At 48.0% G+C, this 16946-nt stretch carries 19 protein-coding genes; 4 read left to right on the forward strand and 15 right to left on the reverse strand.

Annotated elements, in window-relative coordinates; all coding sequences use genetic code 11:
* The 8 genes from ACR2PX_RS19950 to asd form a co-directional block, all read right to left on the reverse strand.
* Window positions 1-326, reverse strand: a 326-nt coding sequence (locus tag ACR2PX_RS19950; protein ID WP_434001114.1) for a hypothetical protein, incomplete at its 3' end; no start/stop codon positions are given.
* Window positions 327-806: 480 nt separating this feature from the next.
* Window positions 807-1652 (reverse strand): hypothetical protein, encoded by an 846-nt coding sequence (locus tag ACR2PX_RS19955; protein ID WP_434001115.1) that lies wholly within the window; start codon window positions 1650-1652, stop codon window positions 807-809.
* Window positions 1630-2070: a Holliday junction resolvase RuvX gene (gene ruvX / locus ACR2PX_RS19960; protein ID WP_434001116.1), complete on the reverse strand. Its 441-nt coding sequence runs from the start codon at window positions 2068-2070 to the stop codon at window positions 1630-1632. The genes ACR2PX_RS19955 and ruvX overlap by 23 nt, the downstream gene beginning before the upstream one ends.
* A 51-nt stretch (window positions 2071-2121) precedes the next feature.
* On the reverse strand, window positions 2122-2694 hold the full coding sequence (locus tag ACR2PX_RS19965) for a YqgE/AlgH family protein (protein WP_434001117.1): 573 nt from the start codon (window positions 2692-2694) through the stop codon (window positions 2122-2124).
* Between the two features lie 69 nt (window positions 2695-2763).
* A complete protein-coding gene (locus ACR2PX_RS19970) occupies window positions 2764-3714 on the reverse strand; it encodes a TonB family protein (RefSeq protein ID WP_434001118.1) in 951 nt (316 codons plus the stop codon).
* A 276-nt stretch (window positions 3715-3990) separates the two neighbouring features.
* The gene (gshB, locus tag ACR2PX_RS19975) at window positions 3991-4941 is read right to left on the reverse strand and encodes a glutathione synthase (protein ID WP_434001119.1); all 951 of its coding nucleotides are present in this window, start codon (window positions 4939-4941) and stop codon (window positions 3991-3993) included.
* 36 nt (window positions 4942-4977) lie between these two features.
* A complete protein-coding gene (locus ACR2PX_RS19980) occupies window positions 4978-5544 on the reverse strand; it encodes a hypothetical protein (protein WP_434001120.1) in 567 nt (188 codons plus the stop codon).
* 84 nt (window positions 5545-5628) lie between these two features.
* On the reverse strand, window positions 5629-6489 hold the full coding sequence (gene asd / locus ACR2PX_RS19985) for an archaetidylserine decarboxylase (protein WP_434001121.1): 861 nt from the start codon (window positions 6487-6489) through the stop codon (window positions 5629-5631).
* A gap of 142 nt (window positions 6490-6631) precedes the next feature.
* On the opposite strand from asd, the gene ACR2PX_RS19990 reads away from it, so the two are divergent.
* Window positions 6632-7126, forward strand: coding sequence for a hypothetical protein (locus ACR2PX_RS19990; protein ID WP_434001122.1), 495 nt, complete (start codon window positions 6632-6634; stop codon window positions 7124-7126).
* A 40-nt stretch (window positions 7127-7166) separates the two neighbouring features.
* On the opposite strand, the gene ACR2PX_RS19995 is transcribed toward ACR2PX_RS19990, so the two are convergent.
* From ACR2PX_RS19995 to rsgA, 4 genes are read right to left on the reverse strand one after another with little or no spacing between them, the layout of a single operon-like run.
* Window positions 7167-7979, reverse strand: a complete 813-nt coding sequence (locus ACR2PX_RS19995) for a sulfurtransferase (protein ID WP_434001123.1) — start codon at window positions 7977-7979, stop codon at window positions 7167-7169.
* Window positions 7980-8027: 48 nt separating this feature from the next.
* On the reverse strand, window positions 8028-8561 hold the full coding sequence (locus tag ACR2PX_RS20000) for an MlrC C-terminal domain-containing protein (RefSeq protein ID WP_434001124.1): 534 nt from the start codon (window positions 8559-8561) through the stop codon (window positions 8028-8030).
* The gene (locus ACR2PX_RS20005) at window positions 8528-9511 is read right to left on the reverse strand and encodes a M81 family metallopeptidase (RefSeq protein WP_434001125.1); all 984 of its coding nucleotides are present in this window, start codon (window positions 9509-9511) and stop codon (window positions 8528-8530) included. Before ACR2PX_RS20005 ends, ACR2PX_RS20000 begins: the two co-directional genes overlap by 34 nt.
* Before the next feature lie 48 nt (window positions 9512-9559).
* Complete coding sequence (gene rsgA / locus ACR2PX_RS20010; protein WP_434001126.1) at window positions 9560-10579, reverse strand: small ribosomal subunit biogenesis GTPase RsgA; 1020 nt, start codon at window positions 10577-10579, stop codon at window positions 9560-9562.
* A 483-nt stretch (window positions 10580-11062) separates the two neighbouring features.
* Between rsgA and orn the strand changes: the two genes are divergently transcribed.
* The gene (gene orn, locus ACR2PX_RS20015; protein WP_434001127.1) at window positions 11063-11605 is read left to right on the forward strand and encodes an oligoribonuclease; all 543 of its coding nucleotides are present in this window, start codon (window positions 11063-11065) and stop codon (window positions 11603-11605) included.
* Window positions 11606-11804: 199 nt separating this feature from the next.
* Window positions 11805-13883, forward strand: coding sequence for a prolyl oligopeptidase family serine peptidase (locus ACR2PX_RS20020; RefSeq protein ID WP_434001128.1), 2079 nt, complete (start codon window positions 11805-11807; stop codon window positions 13881-13883).
* Between the two features lie 34 nt (window positions 13884-13917).
* Here ACR2PX_RS20020 and ACR2PX_RS20025 read toward each other — a convergent pair whose 3' ends face one another.
* Genes ACR2PX_RS20025 through ACR2PX_RS20035 form a run of 3 tightly spaced genes read right to left on the reverse strand, consistent with a single transcriptional unit; the run spans window position 13918 to window position 15370 of the window.
* The gene (locus ACR2PX_RS20025) at window positions 13918-14442 is read right to left on the reverse strand and encodes an adenylate kinase (RefSeq protein ID WP_434001129.1); all 525 of its coding nucleotides are present in this window, start codon (window positions 14440-14442) and stop codon (window positions 13918-13920) included.
* Window positions 14443-14450: 8 nt separating this feature from the next.
* Complete coding sequence (locus ACR2PX_RS20030; RefSeq protein ID WP_434001130.1) at window positions 14451-14909, reverse strand: NUDIX hydrolase; 459 nt, start codon at window positions 14907-14909, stop codon at window positions 14451-14453.
* A 17-nt stretch (window positions 14910-14926) separates the two neighbouring features.
* Window positions 14927-15370, reverse strand: a complete 444-nt coding sequence (locus tag ACR2PX_RS20035; RefSeq protein ID WP_434001131.1) for a GNAT family N-acetyltransferase — start codon at window positions 15368-15370, stop codon at window positions 14927-14929.
* Window positions 15371-15567: 197 nt separating this feature from the next.
* On the opposite strand from ACR2PX_RS20035, the gene ACR2PX_RS20040 reads away from it, so the two are divergent.
* Window positions 15568-16920, forward strand: a complete 1353-nt coding sequence (locus ACR2PX_RS20040; RefSeq protein ID WP_434001132.1) for a DEAD/DEAH box helicase — start codon at window positions 15568-15570, stop codon at window positions 16918-16920.
* Window positions 16921-16946: the final 26 nt, after the last annotated feature.

The following is a 16946-nucleotide window of genomic DNA, read 5'->3' on the forward strand; positions in this document are numbered from 1 at the left end:
GGCTCATTGAGAGTGGCTTGTAAATAGGCACAGACCAAGCCAAAACACAGACCTTTGTTGTCCAGTTCATCTTCGTCATAGTTATAGTCATGGTCATCATCAGACAAAAAAACAGTATTTCTTTGTAGGTGCCGCCAGGTATCCTGGCTTTCAGAGACTTCAGAGCAGGTTTTTTCCGGAAGGTGGTGAAGGTAGCCCGATTGAACAGGCGAGTGCGGTTGACTGGCAAAGAGGGACGTATGAAACAGAAAAAGTATCAGTAGCAACGTAAAAGACAGTGAGAAGTTATAGACGACCCAGTAGCAAGTGGTTCTGCCTTCTTTCATACTGCTCAACACCCAAAAAATCAAGTTCATCAGAGACAGTGCAATATAGTCAGAAAACCAGAAGCTCGCAAAGCTCAGTCTTCTCCATGAACCTGACTGACAGCCCTCTCTGATTACGTTTATTACTCAAATTGGATTTTCTAGCAGGCGGCTTTTAAGTTTCTGGATGACCATGTTCATAGCAATCAATGGGGCAACAACGTCTTGTGCATAAATACTGCAAGATGACATTTCTTTAGGATAATTAAACTCCGAATAGACATCCTGAAGTTTTTCTATCTTCTCCTGATCATTTTGGTTAGCTTGGTCTATTTGAATAAGCCTGAATTCAAGTCATAAGCGCATAACCCATGACTTGAATTCAGGGGGGCATCAATGCGTAAGTCCTAAATGTCTTTTTTCATCCAGTCAATCCTCACCGTCAATCATGATCTGATGCACCAGAGCAAGAGATAGCTTAAGATCAGACAGTTCGAAAATTTAAAGACACTGGTCAATATAATCCTGCTGAAGGGTTTTCAGGCTCTCTTTGGTGAAGATGTCGGTATGGGTGTCTGCTTTCGTGAGGCGGTTCAGGCAGCGCTCCTGCTCGGTATCCGTTTCACGCATTTCTCTTGGCAGTAGAGTAACATTCACCAGTTCTCTGTTGCCCTTCGTATCTACCTGCTCTACGAAACTGCCTACACAGCATAAAGCGCAATCAGACAGCCCCTTGGTCACTTTTTGTGCATAGTTAGCGTTCATCCCATAACCCACGAGAGCGCTGGGTGTTATTTTTCGGCGTATTTCGAACTTCTGTGGAGAAATAATCGACAGCTGTTCGATACTGCCAAAGCAGCGATCACCCCCCTCAACAAACAACGTCTGGGTTAATGTATTGGTATTGGGAACCTGCTTTTCCAGTGAGATACCTTCAACCAGAAAAGCCTGGCTAAATATGCCACTGCCACCGTAGTTGGCTGAGTAACTCATCAGAACCTGCTGATTTTCCATCTGTCCAATCAGTTTATAGCTGGAGTAGGTGGGTAAACCCGTTTCACTGTTGTCTTTGGGTTGGTCGTTCTTCTCAAAAACAGCCTGCCAGGGTGCGGGTTCTTTGAAAGGGTACTTGATGTATTTGTTCAGACAACTGTCGAGGTTAATGGTTTTCTGCCCTGATGACTGAGTGGCTTTTTCCAGACTGGCGAAAGGCTCAAAGCAGAGAGGGTGAATAATGTCCCTCTCTTTAGCCTGAGATTCCGGAAGAATCCCCAGAAACAGAATAAACAGCCATAAAAGAGGGTTTCTCATAGACAGAGAGGAGCTAGGGCATCGGGTTATTCTCATCGTTCATCCAGCCTTCCAGTATGATTTGTGCTGCCATACCATCGACCGGATTAGAGCCATAGTGCCCACTATGTCCCAGTTTATTTGCCCAGTCTTTGGCTTCAAAAGAGCTTAGACGCTCATCAGCTTCATAGAAAGGCAGGTTGTATCGACCATGGAGTCGTTTGCCGAATTTTCTGGCCCGCATGGACATCTGAGACTCAGTGCCATCCATGTTCAGTGGAATACCCACAACCACCGCATCCGGTTTCCATTCCTCAAGCAGGGCAGTGACATCATCCCAGTTAGGGATACCGTCCCGTGCTTTGATGGAAGGAAGGGCTGTTGCTGTTCGGGTGACAGCCTGACCGATGGCCACACCAATATTACGTGTGCCAAAGTCGAAGCCCATCAATGTATTCAGTTTCTTTTCAGTCATACTTTCTTTAATGCGGATAGAGACACTTTTTCGCTATAGGTATCTGTAGAATTATGCGTGACCCACCTGGTCAGAGAGCAGTCTCAGATCGACACCCAATGACTCAGCGGCAGCGTCCAGACGTCGCTGGAAAGGTGTCTCGAAAATAATTTGTTGATTGGCTGTGCAGGTGAGCCAGGCGTTATCTGTTAACTCTTTCTCAAGCTGGCCACTGCCCCAGCCAGCATAACCCAGGGCAACCAGTGAGTCATCAGGGCCTTCGTCTCGGGCCATGGCGAGCAGGATATCCCTTGAAGTGGTTAACTGTAACCCCTGGCCGATTGCCAGACTGGATTCCCAGTGATCCTTGCCGGAGTGAAGCACAAAGCCCCGTTCAACAGCTACAGGTCCCCCGGCATAAACAGCGTCGGGGCTGAGAAAACATTCGTCCGCTTCCTTGATACCCACCTGGTTGAAAATTTCACCGAGAGTCAGCTCGGTTGGGCGATTAACAATAATGCCTAATGCACCGCCGGGGCTGTGTTCACAAACCAGTGTCAGAGTGCCAGCAAAAGAGGGATCGGCCATGCGGGGCATAGCGATCAGGAAATGGTTCTTGAGACTTTGGAAGGTTTCACTGCTCATAGGGGGAGTATCGGGGCAAAATGCCCCGATAGCAAATAAAGGGATGAATTCCTGCAGGCAGTGATAGGATTACTGACTGAAGAGTCTGTCCCCTTTTTCAAAGCGCCAGGTGCGAATGATTTCCACCATGTCATAATCCCTCAAATCGTCGGTGAAAGGTGCATAGGGAGCAGCGAGCCTGACGATTCTGATGGCAGCATCATCCAGAACGTTGTAACCGGAAGATTTCAAGATCTCAACATTGGACAGGGTACCGTCACGGTTAATGGCCACCATCAGGCGAAGTTCGCCATACAATTTCTGCTGGCGAGCTTGAGCAGGATAATTCAGGTTACCGATACGCTCTACTTTCTGCCGCCAGGCATTCTTATAAGCTGCACCGGGTTCAAGCATGGTTGATGCGGCAGTCAGTCGTTTGACCCGTGGACGTTTGGCATACTCCTGGCGCTGATCACTGAGCTGAGCTTCGAGGCTCGCAATCTCCTGACGAAGATCTATATGTTTGCGTGGTTCAGCTTCTTTGGGCTGCTCAGGAGTGGGCTGACTGATCTCTTCACTGTCCTGAACTTTTTTCTTACTTTCAGCTCTTGTGACAACCTGAGGGGTTTTCTTGGCCTGGGTTTTGGGAGCGGCTGCTTCCTGAGGCTTAAGTTCAACCTCACTGATTTTGTTGTCCTGGATGTCGGCCTTACGATCGGTAGTCGGTGTGGCTTTCTTCTCAAGCGTGCCACTGCCCTGCTGGTTCAGCTGGGCAAGAAAGTCTGCGTCTTCAGGCTTTTGCTGACTTTTGTAGGTCGCAAGGGTCACTTCGAGTGTTTTGGGGGGTGGGGCCTTGTCTTCAAGTCCAAAAGACAGACCGAGCACAATCACGGCATGAATTGCGGCTGCCATGAACAGGGTAAAGCCTAAACGGTCGGCGGAAGAAACGGTCGTCATTGACGGAGCGGGCCTCTTGAATACTGCATCCTGGATCTTATTGTTGATCTCCCTGGAGGCTGGCCAGGAATTGTGCTTTAGCATAAAACTCTATAGAACGAGTCATCTTATTCACTGCTTGTGAGCGAATAGTTGACCTATTTAAACACATTAAGTGAAAAAGAGGGCCGTTCTTTCTGAGCTTTAGAACCAGCTACCTATTCCTGGCCAGCCTCACTCGCATTGTCATCAATGAACATAGGGCACGCAAGCACTGCTTGCAGGATTTGGGAACTTATTTCCAGTGTTAAAAAAGGATTGTGCAGTATCATAACAACTCCTCTCAACATGGCTGAAGGGAGGAGTCGTTATCGCTGATCATCAAACAGACAGCTTTTCTTCTATTTTGTCCATCAGCATGTCGCCAATGCTGATACCAAACTGGTCATCCAGCTGTCGTATACAGGTGGGAGAGGTGACATTGATCTCGGTAAGGTAGTCGCCAATGACATCCAGTCCTACAAACAGCAGGCCTTTCTCTTTCAAAACAGGCGCCACCTGTTCGGCGATCCAGTAGTCCTTTTCGGTCAGTTCCTGGCCTACACCGCTGCCGCCTGCTGCCAGGTTTCCACGTAATTCACCTTCTGCGGGAATACGAGCCAGTGCATAAGGTACGGGTTCACCATCGATCAGCAGAATGCGTTTGTCTCCGGCCTTGATCTGGGGAATATACTTTTGAATCATGGCTTGTTGCTGACCATGCTGGGTCAGCGTTTCAAGGATGACACTGAAATTCTGGTCATCCGGGTGGGTTCTGAAAATAGATGAGCCACCCATACCGTCGAGGGGCTTGAGCACAACATCACCATGCTTTTCTGCAAAGGCTTTCAGGTGCCGAGCGCTGCGAGCTACCATGACTGGCGGTGTGCACTGAGGGAACAGAGTGGCAAACATTTTTTCGTTGCAGTCACGAATGCTCTGAGGTTTGTTTACGACCAGAGTGCCCGAGGTTTCAGCCTGTTCAAGCAGGTAGGTGCTGTAAATAAACTCCATATCGAAAGGAGGGTCTTTGCGCATCAAAATGACATTCAATGAACTGAGCGGCTCTTCCTGCCTTTCACCCAGAGAGTAAAAGTCTTCCGGGTTGTAGCGAGCCTGCAAGGGACGCATGCTGCCATAGGCGACACCCTCTGACTGATACAGGTCTTCTTGCTGCATATAGAACAGCTCCCAGCCTTTTTTCTGGGCTGCGACCAGCATCGCCAGAGTACTGTCCTTTTTGTATTCGATGGACTCGATAGGATCCATCACGACGCCAAGTTTAATAGTCATTGCAAGTCCGGGCCGGTCAAAACTCGCAGTGTATCCTTAATTGAGTCCTTCATCGACCCAGTATTTGGTTCCCTGCAAGGTAGCCTGGGCAACAAGGCCACTCTCTGTCAGCTGGTAGACAGTAATCCCCAGATTCGCGTTGGCCACCCCTCCGATTAATTCACCACCCTTGTCGCCTGATTTGGCGGCGGCATCGGCCTGTCCGGTAAAGTCCCAGCCATCCTTGATAAACTTTTTCAGCGAGTCATGGTTTTCAAAAATAATCACTGCCCTGAAATCCTTGATTCCCAAGCCTGGTCCAATACCCGCACTGGCCATTCTCATATAGGTATCAGAGTCATCGTCGTTGTCTCTGACGACGCCATAACCGCTGCCCGCACTGAGAAAAATGATATTACTGTTAATGTTACTGAAAACAGCATAGCCGGCAGAGTTTTCTAATTGTGCTTCAGTGCTGGGTTTTGCCCTGAACAGCATGGCCAGCGTTTCTGTCCGCATTGAGTTGATATAGGCTTGCTTGTCGTTCTTGGACTTACCCTGAATGCTGGAGCAACCAGAGATCAAAAGAACCAGTATCAGGGGGAAAATACGAAGGGACTGCATGAAGGGCTCCTTAGAAAAGAAATAGCAGGCAGTTGTAAACTACCTGCATAAGGAGCTAAGGAGCCTGTACAGGCTCCAGGTGACTTACTTTGCAGGTGAGGCCAGTGCCTGCCCCATCTTGATTTTAGACCCGGCTTCGTATTGCTCAAGCCAGTCAATCTGGTCTTTACCAAACAGTACTATTGCTGTGGAACCCATCTTGAATCGGCCCATTTCGTCACCCCGGTTCAGGGAGACATGCTCAGCAGAACCTTCTCCATATTCGAAAGTACGAACTTTCTTTCTGATGGGGGTAACCAGTCCTGACCAAACGGTTTCAATACTGGCAACAATCATGGCTCCTACCATGATGACCGCCATGGGACCACGTTCAGTGTCATAAATGGCCACTACCCGTTCGTTACGGGCAAACAGGTTGGGAATGTTTTCGACAGTGCCCTGATTAACAGAAAACAAACGACCCGGTACGTGAATCATTTTGCGCAGGGTGCCACCAAAAGGGATGTGAACCCGGTGGTAGTCACGGGGAGAAAGATAGATCGTAGCAAACTTCCCGCCCATGAATTCCTGACCAAGGTCTCCGTCTCCACCCAACAGTTCAATCAGGCTGTAGTCGTGTCCCTTGGCTTGGAAGACCCTGCCGTCCTCTATGTGACCCAGCTGGCTGACTTCGCCATCTGCGGGGCTGACAATCAGGCTCTCATCTTCTGGCAGAGGGCGCATGCCTTCTTTCAGAGAGCGAGTGAAAAAGTCATTGAAATGCAGGTAGTCTTCAGGATTCTCGCGTTCAGCCTCGCTCATATCAACATCATACTGTTTGATGATGCGACGGATCAGTGCATTCTTGAATCTGGGGCAGGCGCTCTCGACAAAGCAGTATACCGCCCGTGAAATAAGATGGTGTGGCAGGCAATATTGTATAAAAGCGAATAATCGTTCTTTCACAGTCAGGACTCATCCTGTTTTTGAGTGATGTTGGATTGTAATGATGCAGACAGAATCTCACAAGTAAGCTCTGAGAAAGACGGATTGTACTATCGTTTTATTAAGCGGTGCAGTCATTTTCAGGGTCTACAAGGGGAGTGTCATGAAATCCATAACTGCTTTCGTTATTTCTTTTTTATTGTTCCAGTTTGGACCGGCATTAGCTTCTGATGTGAGCTATCGAATCATTGAACCTCAGACCGCTGTGAATATCTTGAAGAGAGCAGAAGCCGATCGGCAAAGAGTGTGGGGTAAAAAGAGACAGCTTTGGGTGGTTGAGAGTCTGATTCATTGGTTTGAACAGTTTCCCGGTCATTCTGTACCAAACGAAATACAGTCCTATCTTGACCAGGGCTACACACTGGTGGCAGCCAATATAAGTTTCACTACCACTACGGGTGGCGCCTATGTCAGTGTCAAAGAGATTATTGATCGAGATGACAGGCTGACCGTAGTGTTAATTCGACCAAGATCCACCTGTCAGATCGTGAATAAACAATTTAAAAATGTTTCATTTGCCATGCTGCTCGAAGCTAAAGGCAAGCCGGTTAATATCGCCATAGAATCCCTTCCTATGGTCTGTCAGACAACGCCATGATCTGCAGTCTGCTTCATGGCGTTGTCTGAGATAAATCGTTTCAGACTTCAATAGGCGTATCTGGCAGGTTTCCCCACTCTGACCAGGAACCATCGTAAGCTCTAATAGAGAATCCCAGAGACTTACCCACCAGATAGGTGAAACCAGAACGGTGATGACTCTGACAGTGAGTAATCACGTTCTTATCCCGGGTGATGCCCAGTTGCTCAAGGATGTCAGCTATGTCGCTGCGAATTCTTAGATTGCGTTCATGATCCATGGCCAGAGTCCATTCAAGGTTCACGGCACCAGGAATGTGACCCGCCCTTTGCGAGAAAACTTTTTCGCCCCGGTATTCACCAGCCGACCGGGCATCCCAGATCACCGTGTCTGGATCTTCCAGTGAGTTAATGATGAAGTCTTTGCTGGCAAGAACAGAGTCATCAATCTGGATATTGATCTGAGTAGGTTCGGGGCGATTAATCGTGCTTTCGGTGGGGTGATTTTCTTTGAGCCAGACGTGTGCGCCACCATTCAGATAACTGCACTTCTTATGACCAATCACATCCAGAGTCCAGATAAAGCGGCCTGCCCAGCCACCGCCTTCGTCGTCATAAACAACAATATGTTTATCTTCGCTGTAGCCAATATTGGCGAGCATTTGTTCCAGTTGCTCAATGGGTGGAAGCTTGCCTGCGGCAGGCTGAACACCTGAAACCATGCTTTGAGGAGCAACGTGAATAGCACCGGGAACATGAGATTGGTTGTACAGTCGTGGGTTGCAAAGGTCGACTATCAGCAGGTCTTCATGCCCCAGAAGAGGCACCAGTTGTTCAGCTTCAAGGATCAGCGGAAGATCTTCAATCGGATTCATTTATTGTGTTCGTTCATGGCTCATGAGATGGGATGAAAGCATATGCCATCAAAGAGGGGATGGGTAGGGGAGAGTCGGGGTATCCTGCCAGGGAAACTTGTTCATATCAGGCTTGGTGTAAGGGATCTCGGTGAAGTTCATGTTTAAGGCACCAGGAGGGCTCATTAAATAAATGGAGGATGCAACCGGTGCAAAACCAGCATGAAAGTGAAAAATGGATTTCACAACCACGATCTCCAGTTGTGCCATTGACAGCCCAAAGCGGGTAAACACTTCAGGATGAAACACCTGGGTCCTGATACTGTTCACAATAATAAAAACCCCCTGACATTTCAGGCAGACACTGTCCCCGCAGGGAACAGGGATAGCCGTATCGCCGGACTGTGGAAAGCGCTGCATCATGGTGGGAATGCACTCAATGACTTCGACATCAAGGTCCAGAGGGTGACCGGAATCACGGCTGGTCTTGCCGCCCAGTCTGACTTTCAGGGAGCTGCCTTTCCCCGCCTTCATGGCAATAGACACCACTTGTGGGTCATAAATCATGCCTAATGCAGCATGAGCAATCTGCTGCTCCAGCATATACTCAGCGCAAAAGTTGAGTCGCTGGGAGCCCCTCCCCCGGCATTGTCAGACAAATCAGCAAGAACAATGGGGCTGCCATTTTTTGGCTCTGTTCTCGCCCTGGAGAATGCAGTCTCCATCGTCAAAGGCTGAATCAGCAGTTCATGGCGCAAGTTGAATACTTTTTCTGCCAGCTGTCTTGCTGTTTCTATAGCCAGCTCCTTGTCATCATCTGCAATCACCAGAATACGGGTACCGCAGTCGGCCACATCACCATAAGGAAAGCAGTGAGCCATTTCTGCAGTGATTATTCCGGGTTGTTCACTGACCGTTTTGAAATGTTCTACCAGACTTTTCATGGGTTCATTAGTGGTGGGGTAGAGATTAATGATTCGGCAGTCATACAGAGCCATAACCGGTTTGGTTTTGCTTAAAACCGTATCGGCACACATCAGCAACAAATCCCCAGCTCGTTCCAGAATGTCGGTGTGAGGATACTCACGGTAGATGGTGATCAGGTCAGACTGTTCAACCAGTGTTCGGGTCAGGTGGCAGTGGGGATCCAGTTCGACTCCAATAGTGATGTCAGGTCCGACAATGTTCCTTACCCGGCGGACAATGTCTCCTTCACAGTCATCGTAACCTTCGGCAACCATTGCACCATGGAGTGGCAGTATCACCATGTCGACTGGCAAAGACTGTTGAAGACTTTTCAGTAATTCTTCTCGCAACTGTTCGTAAGCGCTTCGGGTTGTGATGCCACCGGGCTCTGCCACCGCGATAAAAGAGGGAATGAGTTGCCATTGCTGCTCATCGGCGATTTTTTGCAGATGGCTTTCTATCAGGCATTCATTGGGAAGATCCTGCGAGTGTGATGCGGACCGAGAGGAGATGAAATCTTCATATCTGGTAGGTACAGGAGAAAAAGTATTGGTTTCTGTAATGATGCCACCGGTAAATATTCTCATCTTCATAGCTTTCCCATGGGTCAGTCTGCGAAGATGAGAATAGACCAGTCAGGCGTCCAGCGAGTCCAGAATCTGTTTGTAACTAAACATTCTTTCTTCCAGAATTTCTCCCTCTTCCAGAGCCTGTTTCAATGCACAGCCGGGCTCTTTCTCATGTTTACAGTCCCGGAACCGGCAATAACCCAGATAGGGCCTGAATTCCCTGAAACCTTCAAGAACCGACTGGGCATCAATATGCCAGAGACCGAACTCTCGAATGCCAGGTGAGTCTATCAACATGCCACCTGCGGGAAAGTGGAATAGTTTTGCAGCCGTCGTGGTGTGCATCCCTTTGCCGGTGGATTCGGAAAGATCGCCTACACGAGTGTCTACACCGGGCAGCAGGGAATTAACCAGAGAAGATTTACCCACACCACTTTGCCCTACAAAGACACTGACATGCTCATCAAGCAAAGCCTTGAGAGGTGCCAGTCCATCTTCAGAGCGGGTAGAGGCCCTAAGTACCTGATAACCAATGTCTTCATAAACCGACAGAAGGTCATCCAGTAGTTCCATACCCTCTTCATCGAGCAAGTCAATTTTGTTCAGCAAAAGAACCGGCTCGATACCCACTGTTTCAGCAGCTACCAGGTAGCGGTCAATCAGGTTGGTGTGGGGCATGGGTACCGGTGCTATGACCAGTACGATGTAGTTTATGTTGGCTGCAACCGGCTTGATCCGACCATGGTTGTCAGGTCGGGTCAGAAGGCTGAGCCGGTCTTCAAGAGCAACAACAACACCGGTTTCATCTTTCTGGGACTGACGCCATACCACACGGTCTCCGGTCACCAAAGGGGGGAGATTGCTCCTGAGATGGCATCGACGAACACTCCCCGGCTGGCCTAATGGCTCAATATCCAGGGTTGCTCCGTAGTGGGCAATGATCAGACCCTGCTGTTCAGATCCCAGGTTGTCGTCCTGTAATTCCTGCTCAATGAGCTGTTCCCGTTTCTGGGCCCGGGAAATACGTTCCTGTTGGACTTTCTCTATGCGCCACTTCTGTTTGCGCGTTAGTTTGCGCTTACTCATGGTTTGCTCAAGGTTTTACCTGATCTGCTGAATAGGATTCTGGCTTGTTCATGGCAAATTGCCCGGAATAGCCTTGATCTTGCTGGTTCTGAACTGTGAAAGCCATTTTGCTATGTCACTGTAGCTCTGTAGAGAAATATGCAAAATATTTTTCTTCGCTCATGGCTATATATTTTAAATGCAACTAGCTGAAATAATTGAAAATTTCATGATTTTTGCCTTGATGGGCAGAAGAAGCTAATTGATATTGAGCCACAAAGCGGTCAGTTGGGAACGAGTGTAGATTTCACGGAGAGATTATGATCGGTTAAACTTAATAAGTCAGCCATGGCTTTCTTCATTTGCAAATATTTTTTCTGTGAAAATGTCAAAGGATTGGGTTCAGGGCTATTTCTAGGTAAAAAGTACCTTAGGAATTTAAAGCTCCGGGTCGTATTCACTGCAGCCGGGCTGGCGCATCTCTCTAATGAAATCGGGTGCTTGATGGCTAAAGCGGACAACCTTGTCTGGATCGACCTGGAAATGACCGGTCTGGATCCTGAACATGACCAAATTCTGGAAATTGCGACGATTGTCACAGATGGTCAGCTGAACTTTATTGCTGAAGGCCCGGTGATTGCGGTGCATCAAAGTGATGCTGTCCTTGAGAATATGAATGAATGGTGCATTAAGACGCATGGTGAAACAGGGCTGACTCAGAGAGTCCGCGAGAGTAAAATTCATCAGGAAGAAGCTGAGCAGATGACACTGGAGTTTCTCAGACAGCATTCTGACGTAGGTGCCTCACCCATGTGCGGCAACAGTATTGGTCAGGATCGTCGTTTTCTGAATCGTTATATGCCGGAGTTACACAACTTCTTCCATTACCGGAATGTAGATGTCAGTACGCTGAAAGAACTGGCAAGAAGATGGAAACCAGAAATTCTTGGTCAATACACCAAGAAAGGCACTCATCTGGCGTTGGAAGATATTCGCGAGTCCATTGAAGAGCTTCGTTTCTACCGCCAACACTTTATTCAGTCCTGATGAGTTAACTCAGCACCTCTGCATGCAATCAGCAAAAAATAATAAGAACAGCCACTCTGTCAAAGAGTGGCTGTTCTTATTCATTACCAGTCCACTCCACGCCAAAATAGACTTTAATCGGTTCTCTCTATAAGGTTTCTTTCAAGTATTCAGCTGTTACCCGCAGCGCGAACAATAAAAACATCTTAAAGGTCATACCATGACAGTATCCCCTGAAAAGTCAGAGAGCAGTCTGGCTTATCCACAGACCCGAAAAGACGACACGATTGATCATTATTTTGGTGTTGAAATCAGTGATCCCTATCGCTGGCTGGAAGATGACCTCAGTGATGAAACGGCTGAATGGGTTAAAACCCAAAACAAAATGACTCAGTCTTACCTGAAGCAGATTCCGTATCGTGACAAGATTCAATCAACACTAAGAGACCTGATGGACTTTGAGAAAGTGCTGACCCCTTTTGTAGAAGGCGGCGTCACCTACTTCTACAGAAATGAAGGTTTGCAGAACCAGTTTGTTCTCTATCGCCAGAAAGAAGGCTCTGAGCCAGAGGTCTTTCTGGATCCCAATACTTTCAGTGAAGACGGAACCACATCTCTGGCTGGCATCAACTTTTCCACGTCTGGCAAGCTGGCGGCTTTCCAGAAGTCTGAGGCAGGAAGTGACTGGACCTCAATTCATGTGATTGATTGTGAGTCAGGCGAGTTACTTGAAACGCCGCTGACAGACGTTAAATTCAGTGGTGCCAGCTGGTTGGGTGAGGAAGGTTTTTTCTACTCCTCCTATGACAAGCCAGAAGGCAGTGAGTTATCTGCCAAGACCGATCAACACAAGTTGTATTTCCACGAACTGGGCACCTCTCAGTCTGAAGACAGCATCATTTATGGTGCCTCTGACTCAGAAAAACATCGTTACGTGGGCGGTACCGTCACCGAAGATGATCGTTATCTGCTGGTCAGTGCCCAGGAGTCTACTTCTGGTAACCGGCTTTATTTAAAAGATCTGTCGGACATTGACTCAGCGTTGGTCACAATCGTTGATCATCTGGAATCGGATACCTATCTGTTTGATAGCGATGAACAGTTTCTCTGTCTCCAGACCAACAGGAACAGCCCCAATCAGCGAGTGGTCAAAGTCGCTCTGGATCATCCGCAGGAAGAAAACTGGGAAGACCTGATTCCTGAAGCGGAGCACACACTGGATGCCATTTCCGGGGCAGGCTTCATCTTTGCTCATTACATGGTGGATGCCGTTTCAAAAGTCTTTCAGTATGACTTGGCAGGTAAGCAGATCCGTGAGATCACACTCCCGGATCTGGGTTCGGCAGAGGGTTTTACCGGTAAAAGTAAACAGAAAACGCTTTACTACAGTTTTACCAACTTCAAAACTCCGGGCAGGGTGTATGCTCTGGATCCTGCCAGTGGTGAGTCTTCGGTATACAAGATACCCAAGTGTGCTTTTGACAGTGATCAATACGTCAGTAAACAGGTTTTCTATACCTCTAAAGACGGCACAAAGGTGCCGATGACGATCAATCATCACAAAGATCTTAAGCTCGATGGTAATACCCCCACCATTTTATACGGTTATGGTGGTTTTAATGTCAGCCTGACACCTTATTACAGTTCAGCGATCGCAGCCTGGTTATCATTGGGCGGCGTTTATGTTGTTGCTAACATGCGAGGAGGGGGCGAATACGGCAAGAAGTGGCACCTGGAAGGAACCCAACGTCAGAAACAAAATGTTTTTGATGACTTCATCGCTGCTGCTGAATATTTGGTTGAAGAGAAGTACACCTCCAGTGATCATCTGGCCATCCAGGGTGGCTCGAACGGTGGTCTACTGGTTGGCGCCTGTATGACCCAGAGGCCAGATCTTTTCAAGGTAGCTTTGCCAGCAGTGGGCGTACTGGACATGCTGCGTTATCACAAATTCACTTCTGGAGCAGGTTGGGCCTACGATTATGGTACTTCAGAAGACAGTGCAAAAATATTTGAGTACCTTCATGGGTATTCGCCTCTGCATAATGTCAGGGAGGGTATTGAGTACCCGGCGACAATGGTAACCACCGGTGATCACGATGACCGGGTAGTGCCTGCTCATTCCTTCAAGTATGCCGCTGAGCTTCAGTCAAAACAGTCTGGCAGCAATCCAACCCTGATACGTATTGAAACCGATGCCGGTCATGGCGCAGGTAAACCAACCAGCAAAATGATCGAAGAGTATGCTGATGTATTTGCCTTTGCGTTGTTCAATATGGGCGTTAAAAAGCTGAACTAATGGGGCAGAGGGTTCAGAGTATCGTTTTGGACCCTCAACCCAGTTTTGCCAGAAACTGTTTCATCTCTCTGGAGTTACGCAGGCGAACAAACTGGATATGTGAGTAACGTTCGTCCTTCATCACAGCCGAGTATAGGACTTGAGTCTTCTTGTAGGTTTTTAAAGTCCACAGAAGGATAGAGTCCTTGCTGAAAAGCTTTCCCAGAGTCTCTATATTACCTGTATCTTTCCAGATCTCCTTGCCTGAGATAATTCTATAAATAGCTCGTTTGAGCGCCTGTAAGAGTGTTCTGGTAAGAGAAAAGTCGATCCAGACAACCCAATCGGCCTGTTGGAATCTGATGTCATGGGTTTTTGTATAATTGCCATCCAGAACCCATGCAGGTTGATTCACAGCAGCTTTGAGCCGATCCAAAAATATCTGTTGTTCAACGGGTGTCCAGTCTGGGCCCCAAAATAGACTGTCTATTTCAATATGAGGAATAGACAGCTTTTCAGAGAGCTTTTTAGCCAGAGTCGATTTGCCGCTACCACTGGCTCCTACAATATTTATTTTCATTGTTCTATTTAGAATGGGAGATGTTCGTGAAGGTAATTCAAGGCTGAGACATAAACAGGATGCCAGTCATTGTCGGAGGGTTCATGCAGTGGGTACCAGAAAAAATGGAAGGAGTGACCGCCGTCATCTTCACAAAAGTGTGTCCATGAAACGGGAAGGTTGCCCGCTTCACAGAGGATAAAGTGCCATTGCTGACCTTGGAAGTCTGATGACCATGAGCCCAGATACTTTTTAACGCTGGCCTCCAAAATACCGGACTCTTCTCTCAGTTCTCTCAACGCTGCCTGACTCAGTGTCTCTTCTTTTTCCAGGATTCCCTTGACCAGCTGTACGCCAGCCAGAGGATGTTGGAAAACAAGAATCTCTTGAACATGACTTTGATTTCGAATGACCACAGGACAGACCTTGAGCTTGCGAAACTCAAGTAAATTAAGGTCGAGTTGAGACAGTGCAACTGTTTCATCCATGAAGGTTTTCGCCCTGGTCAGGTAATATTAAGTTCCAATAAGGTGTCACCGTCGTCCAGTTCTCCGATCTCTGAGAAACCAAACTTTTTATAGACTTTGGCGGCTTCCAGGTTTGAGGGTTTATGCATGGTTCGCAGTTGTTTGCCATTCAGGACTTTCACTTCCTCAACAAGTTGTTCCAAGGCTTTGGAGCCAATCCCCTGACCCTGGTATGACTTATCGATCATAAAGCGGAATAGCCAATAAAGCTCCAGATCTTCTGGTTCATCTTCGTGGCAATAGGAAAGCAGACCGACCACTTTATCATGGTTGTAGATGGCTCTGACCCGGTGATGGGGTTCAAATTTAGATTGGGCGATGGTATCGCCGTTTGGAGCTAGAAAATGCTGTTGTTCAGGAAGTAGCCTGAGACGCAGGCAGTCGAGATAATTGTCTTTATCAACTTCGCGAAGTTCGACCATGCAGTATGGGTTCTTTCTTATTATGAGACAGCTACCATAGCCTTTATTGGTACGATGATCCAGAGTCGTATGTTTGTTAAGTCTTATGTCTGAGACTGCATCTGGCTGATGGCTTCAACCAGGCAGATACTGTAAGCTGCCCACCCCTCCATGTCTTCAGCTCCGTTCTGCTGAATGACGCCAACCGAGAATGTTTCATGAGTTTTGACTCGCTGGGGTTATCAGCTCCCATCCTTCAAGCTGTTGCAGAGCAGGGATATGACACCCCTTCGCCGATCCAGTTGCAAGCAATACCTGCTGTGCTGGAAGGTCGGGATGTGATGGCCGCCGCACAGACCGGCACCGGGAAAACGGCTGGTTTCACCTTGCCATTGCTGGAAAAGCTGGCGAAAGGCCCCCGTGTTCAACCAAACCAGGTTCGGGCATTAATCCTGACTCCCACGCGAGAGCTGGCTGCTCAAGTGGCAGAAAGTGTAGAAACCTACAGTCGTCATCTTCCTCTACGTTCAACGGTGGTATTTGGGGGGGTAAAGATTAATCCCCAGATGATGAGGCTGAGAAGAGGGGTGGATGTACTGGTGGCAACTCCAGGCCGTTTGCTGGATCTTTATAACCAGAATGCTTTGAAGTTCAAACAGTTGGAAGTGCTGGTTCTGGATGAAGCCGATCGCATGCTGGATATGGGCTTTATTCATGATATTCGAAAGATTTTGGCCGTATTGCCCAAGAGTCGGCAGAACTTGCTGTTTTCTGCGACCTTTTCGGATGACATTCGTAATCTGGCCAAAGGACTGGTTAAGTCTCCAGTAGAAATCTCGGTAACGCCCCGAAATGCTACCGCCAAGACGGTGGAACAGTGGATTTGTCCGGTTGATAAAAGCAAAAAAGCCGCTTTGCTGACCCGATTGATTCAGGAAAATGACTGGAGCCAGGTTCTGGTGTTTACCCGAACCAAACATGGTGCCAATCGTCTTACCCGTCATCTTGAGGGCAAGGGGATTCAGGCAGCTGCTATTCATGGCAACAAGAGTCAGAATGCACGGACAAAAGCGCTGGCTGAATTTAAAAGCGGAGCCATTCGCATTCTGGTGGCTACGGACATTGCTGCCCGGGGTCTGGATATTGATCAGTTACCGCAAGTTGTTAACTTTGATTTGCCGAATGTAGCAGAAGATTATGTTCATAGAATTGGTCGAACAGGCCGGGCTGGGGCTACTGGCGAGGCCGTGTCTCTGGTTTGTGCAGATGAATTCAAAGAGCTGGTGGCTATTGAAAAGTTAACCCGTCAGGTCATTGATAGAGAAATCATCCCTGGCTTTGTACCAGCCAATACCTTACCTGAGTCGAAACTGGATACCCGTCCTCCAAAGCGCAAGAAACCCAAAAAGCCAAAGACTCCCAGAGTTGAGCATCAGGATGGCCAGCGTTCCGGGGACGTTTCCAGAGGTCATAAACCGGCTACTCCGGCAAAACGTAAACAGACGGCGGAAACGAAAGAAGTCGTTAGAAAACCAAGGCGCAGGAAGCCCAGGCCAAAAGTGTCAGATTAGTAGAAAAAAGCCAGTCATAACGATTG

This window comes from Endozoicomonas sp. (genome assembly GCF_051008435.1).
In the GTDB taxonomy this organism is placed as follows: domain Bacteria; phylum Pseudomonadota; class Gammaproteobacteria; order Pseudomonadales; family Endozoicomonadaceae; genus Endozoicomonas_A.

Coding starts and splice junctions, on each gene's coding strand:
- gshB (WP_434001119.1), bottom strand. CDS start 4,941: ATGACTATTAAACTTGGCGTCGTGATGGATCCTATCGAGTCCATCGAA.
- ACR2PX_RS19955 (WP_434001115.1), bottom strand. CDS start 1,652: ATGAGAATAACCCGATGCCCTAGCTCCTCTCTGTCTATGAGAAACCCT.
- ACR2PX_RS20035 (WP_434001131.1), bottom strand. CDS start 15,370: ATGGTCGAACTTCGCGAAGTTGATAAAGACAATTATCTCGACTGCCTG.
- ACR2PX_RS20040 (WP_434001132.1), top strand. CDS start 15,568: ATGAGTTTTGACTCGCTGGGGTTATCAGCTCCCATCCTTCAAGCTGTT.
- ACR2PX_RS20000 (WP_434001124.1), bottom strand. CDS start 8,561: ATGCTGGAGCAGCAGATTGCTCATGCTGCATTAGGCATGATTTATGAC.
- ACR2PX_RS20025 (WP_434001129.1), bottom strand. CDS start 14,442: ATGAAAATAAATATTGTAGGAGCCAGTGGTAGCGGCAAATCGACTCTG.
- ACR2PX_RS20005 (WP_434001125.1), bottom strand. CDS start 9,511: ATGAGAATATTTACCGGTGGCATCATTACAGAAACCAATACTTTTTCT.
- ACR2PX_RS20020 (WP_434001128.1), top strand. CDS start 11,805: ATGACAGTATCCCCTGAAAAGTCAGAGAGCAGTCTGGCTTATCCACAG.
- rsgA (WP_434001126.1), bottom strand. CDS start 10,579: ATGAGTAAGCGCAAACTAACGCGCAAACAGAAGTGGCGCATAGAGAAA.
- ACR2PX_RS19965 (WP_434001117.1), bottom strand. CDS start 2,694: ATGAGCAGTGAAACCTTCCAAAGTCTCAAGAACCATTTCCTGATCGCT.
- ACR2PX_RS20030 (WP_434001130.1), bottom strand. CDS start 14,909: ATGGATGAAACAGTTGCACTGTCTCAACTCGACCTTAATTTACTTGAG.
- ACR2PX_RS19980 (WP_434001120.1), bottom strand. CDS start 5,544: ATGCAGTCCCTTCGTATTTTCCCCCTGATACTGGTTCTTTTGATCTCT.
- ruvX (WP_434001116.1), bottom strand. CDS start 2,070: ATGACTGAAAAGAAACTGAATACATTGATGGGCTTCGACTTTGGCACA.
- ACR2PX_RS19995 (WP_434001123.1), bottom strand. CDS start 7,979: ATGAATCCGATTGAAGATCTTCCGCTGATCCTTGAAGCTGAACAACTG.
- ACR2PX_RS19970 (WP_434001118.1), bottom strand. CDS start 3,714: ATGCTAAAGCACAATTCCTGGCCAGCCTCCAGGGAGATCAACAATAAG.
- orn (WP_434001127.1), top strand. CDS start 11,063: ATGGCTAAAGCGGACAACCTTGTCTGGATCGACCTGGAAATGACCGGT.
- ACR2PX_RS19990 (WP_434001122.1), top strand. CDS start 6,632: ATGAAATCCATAACTGCTTTCGTTATTTCTTTTTTATTGTTCCAGTTT.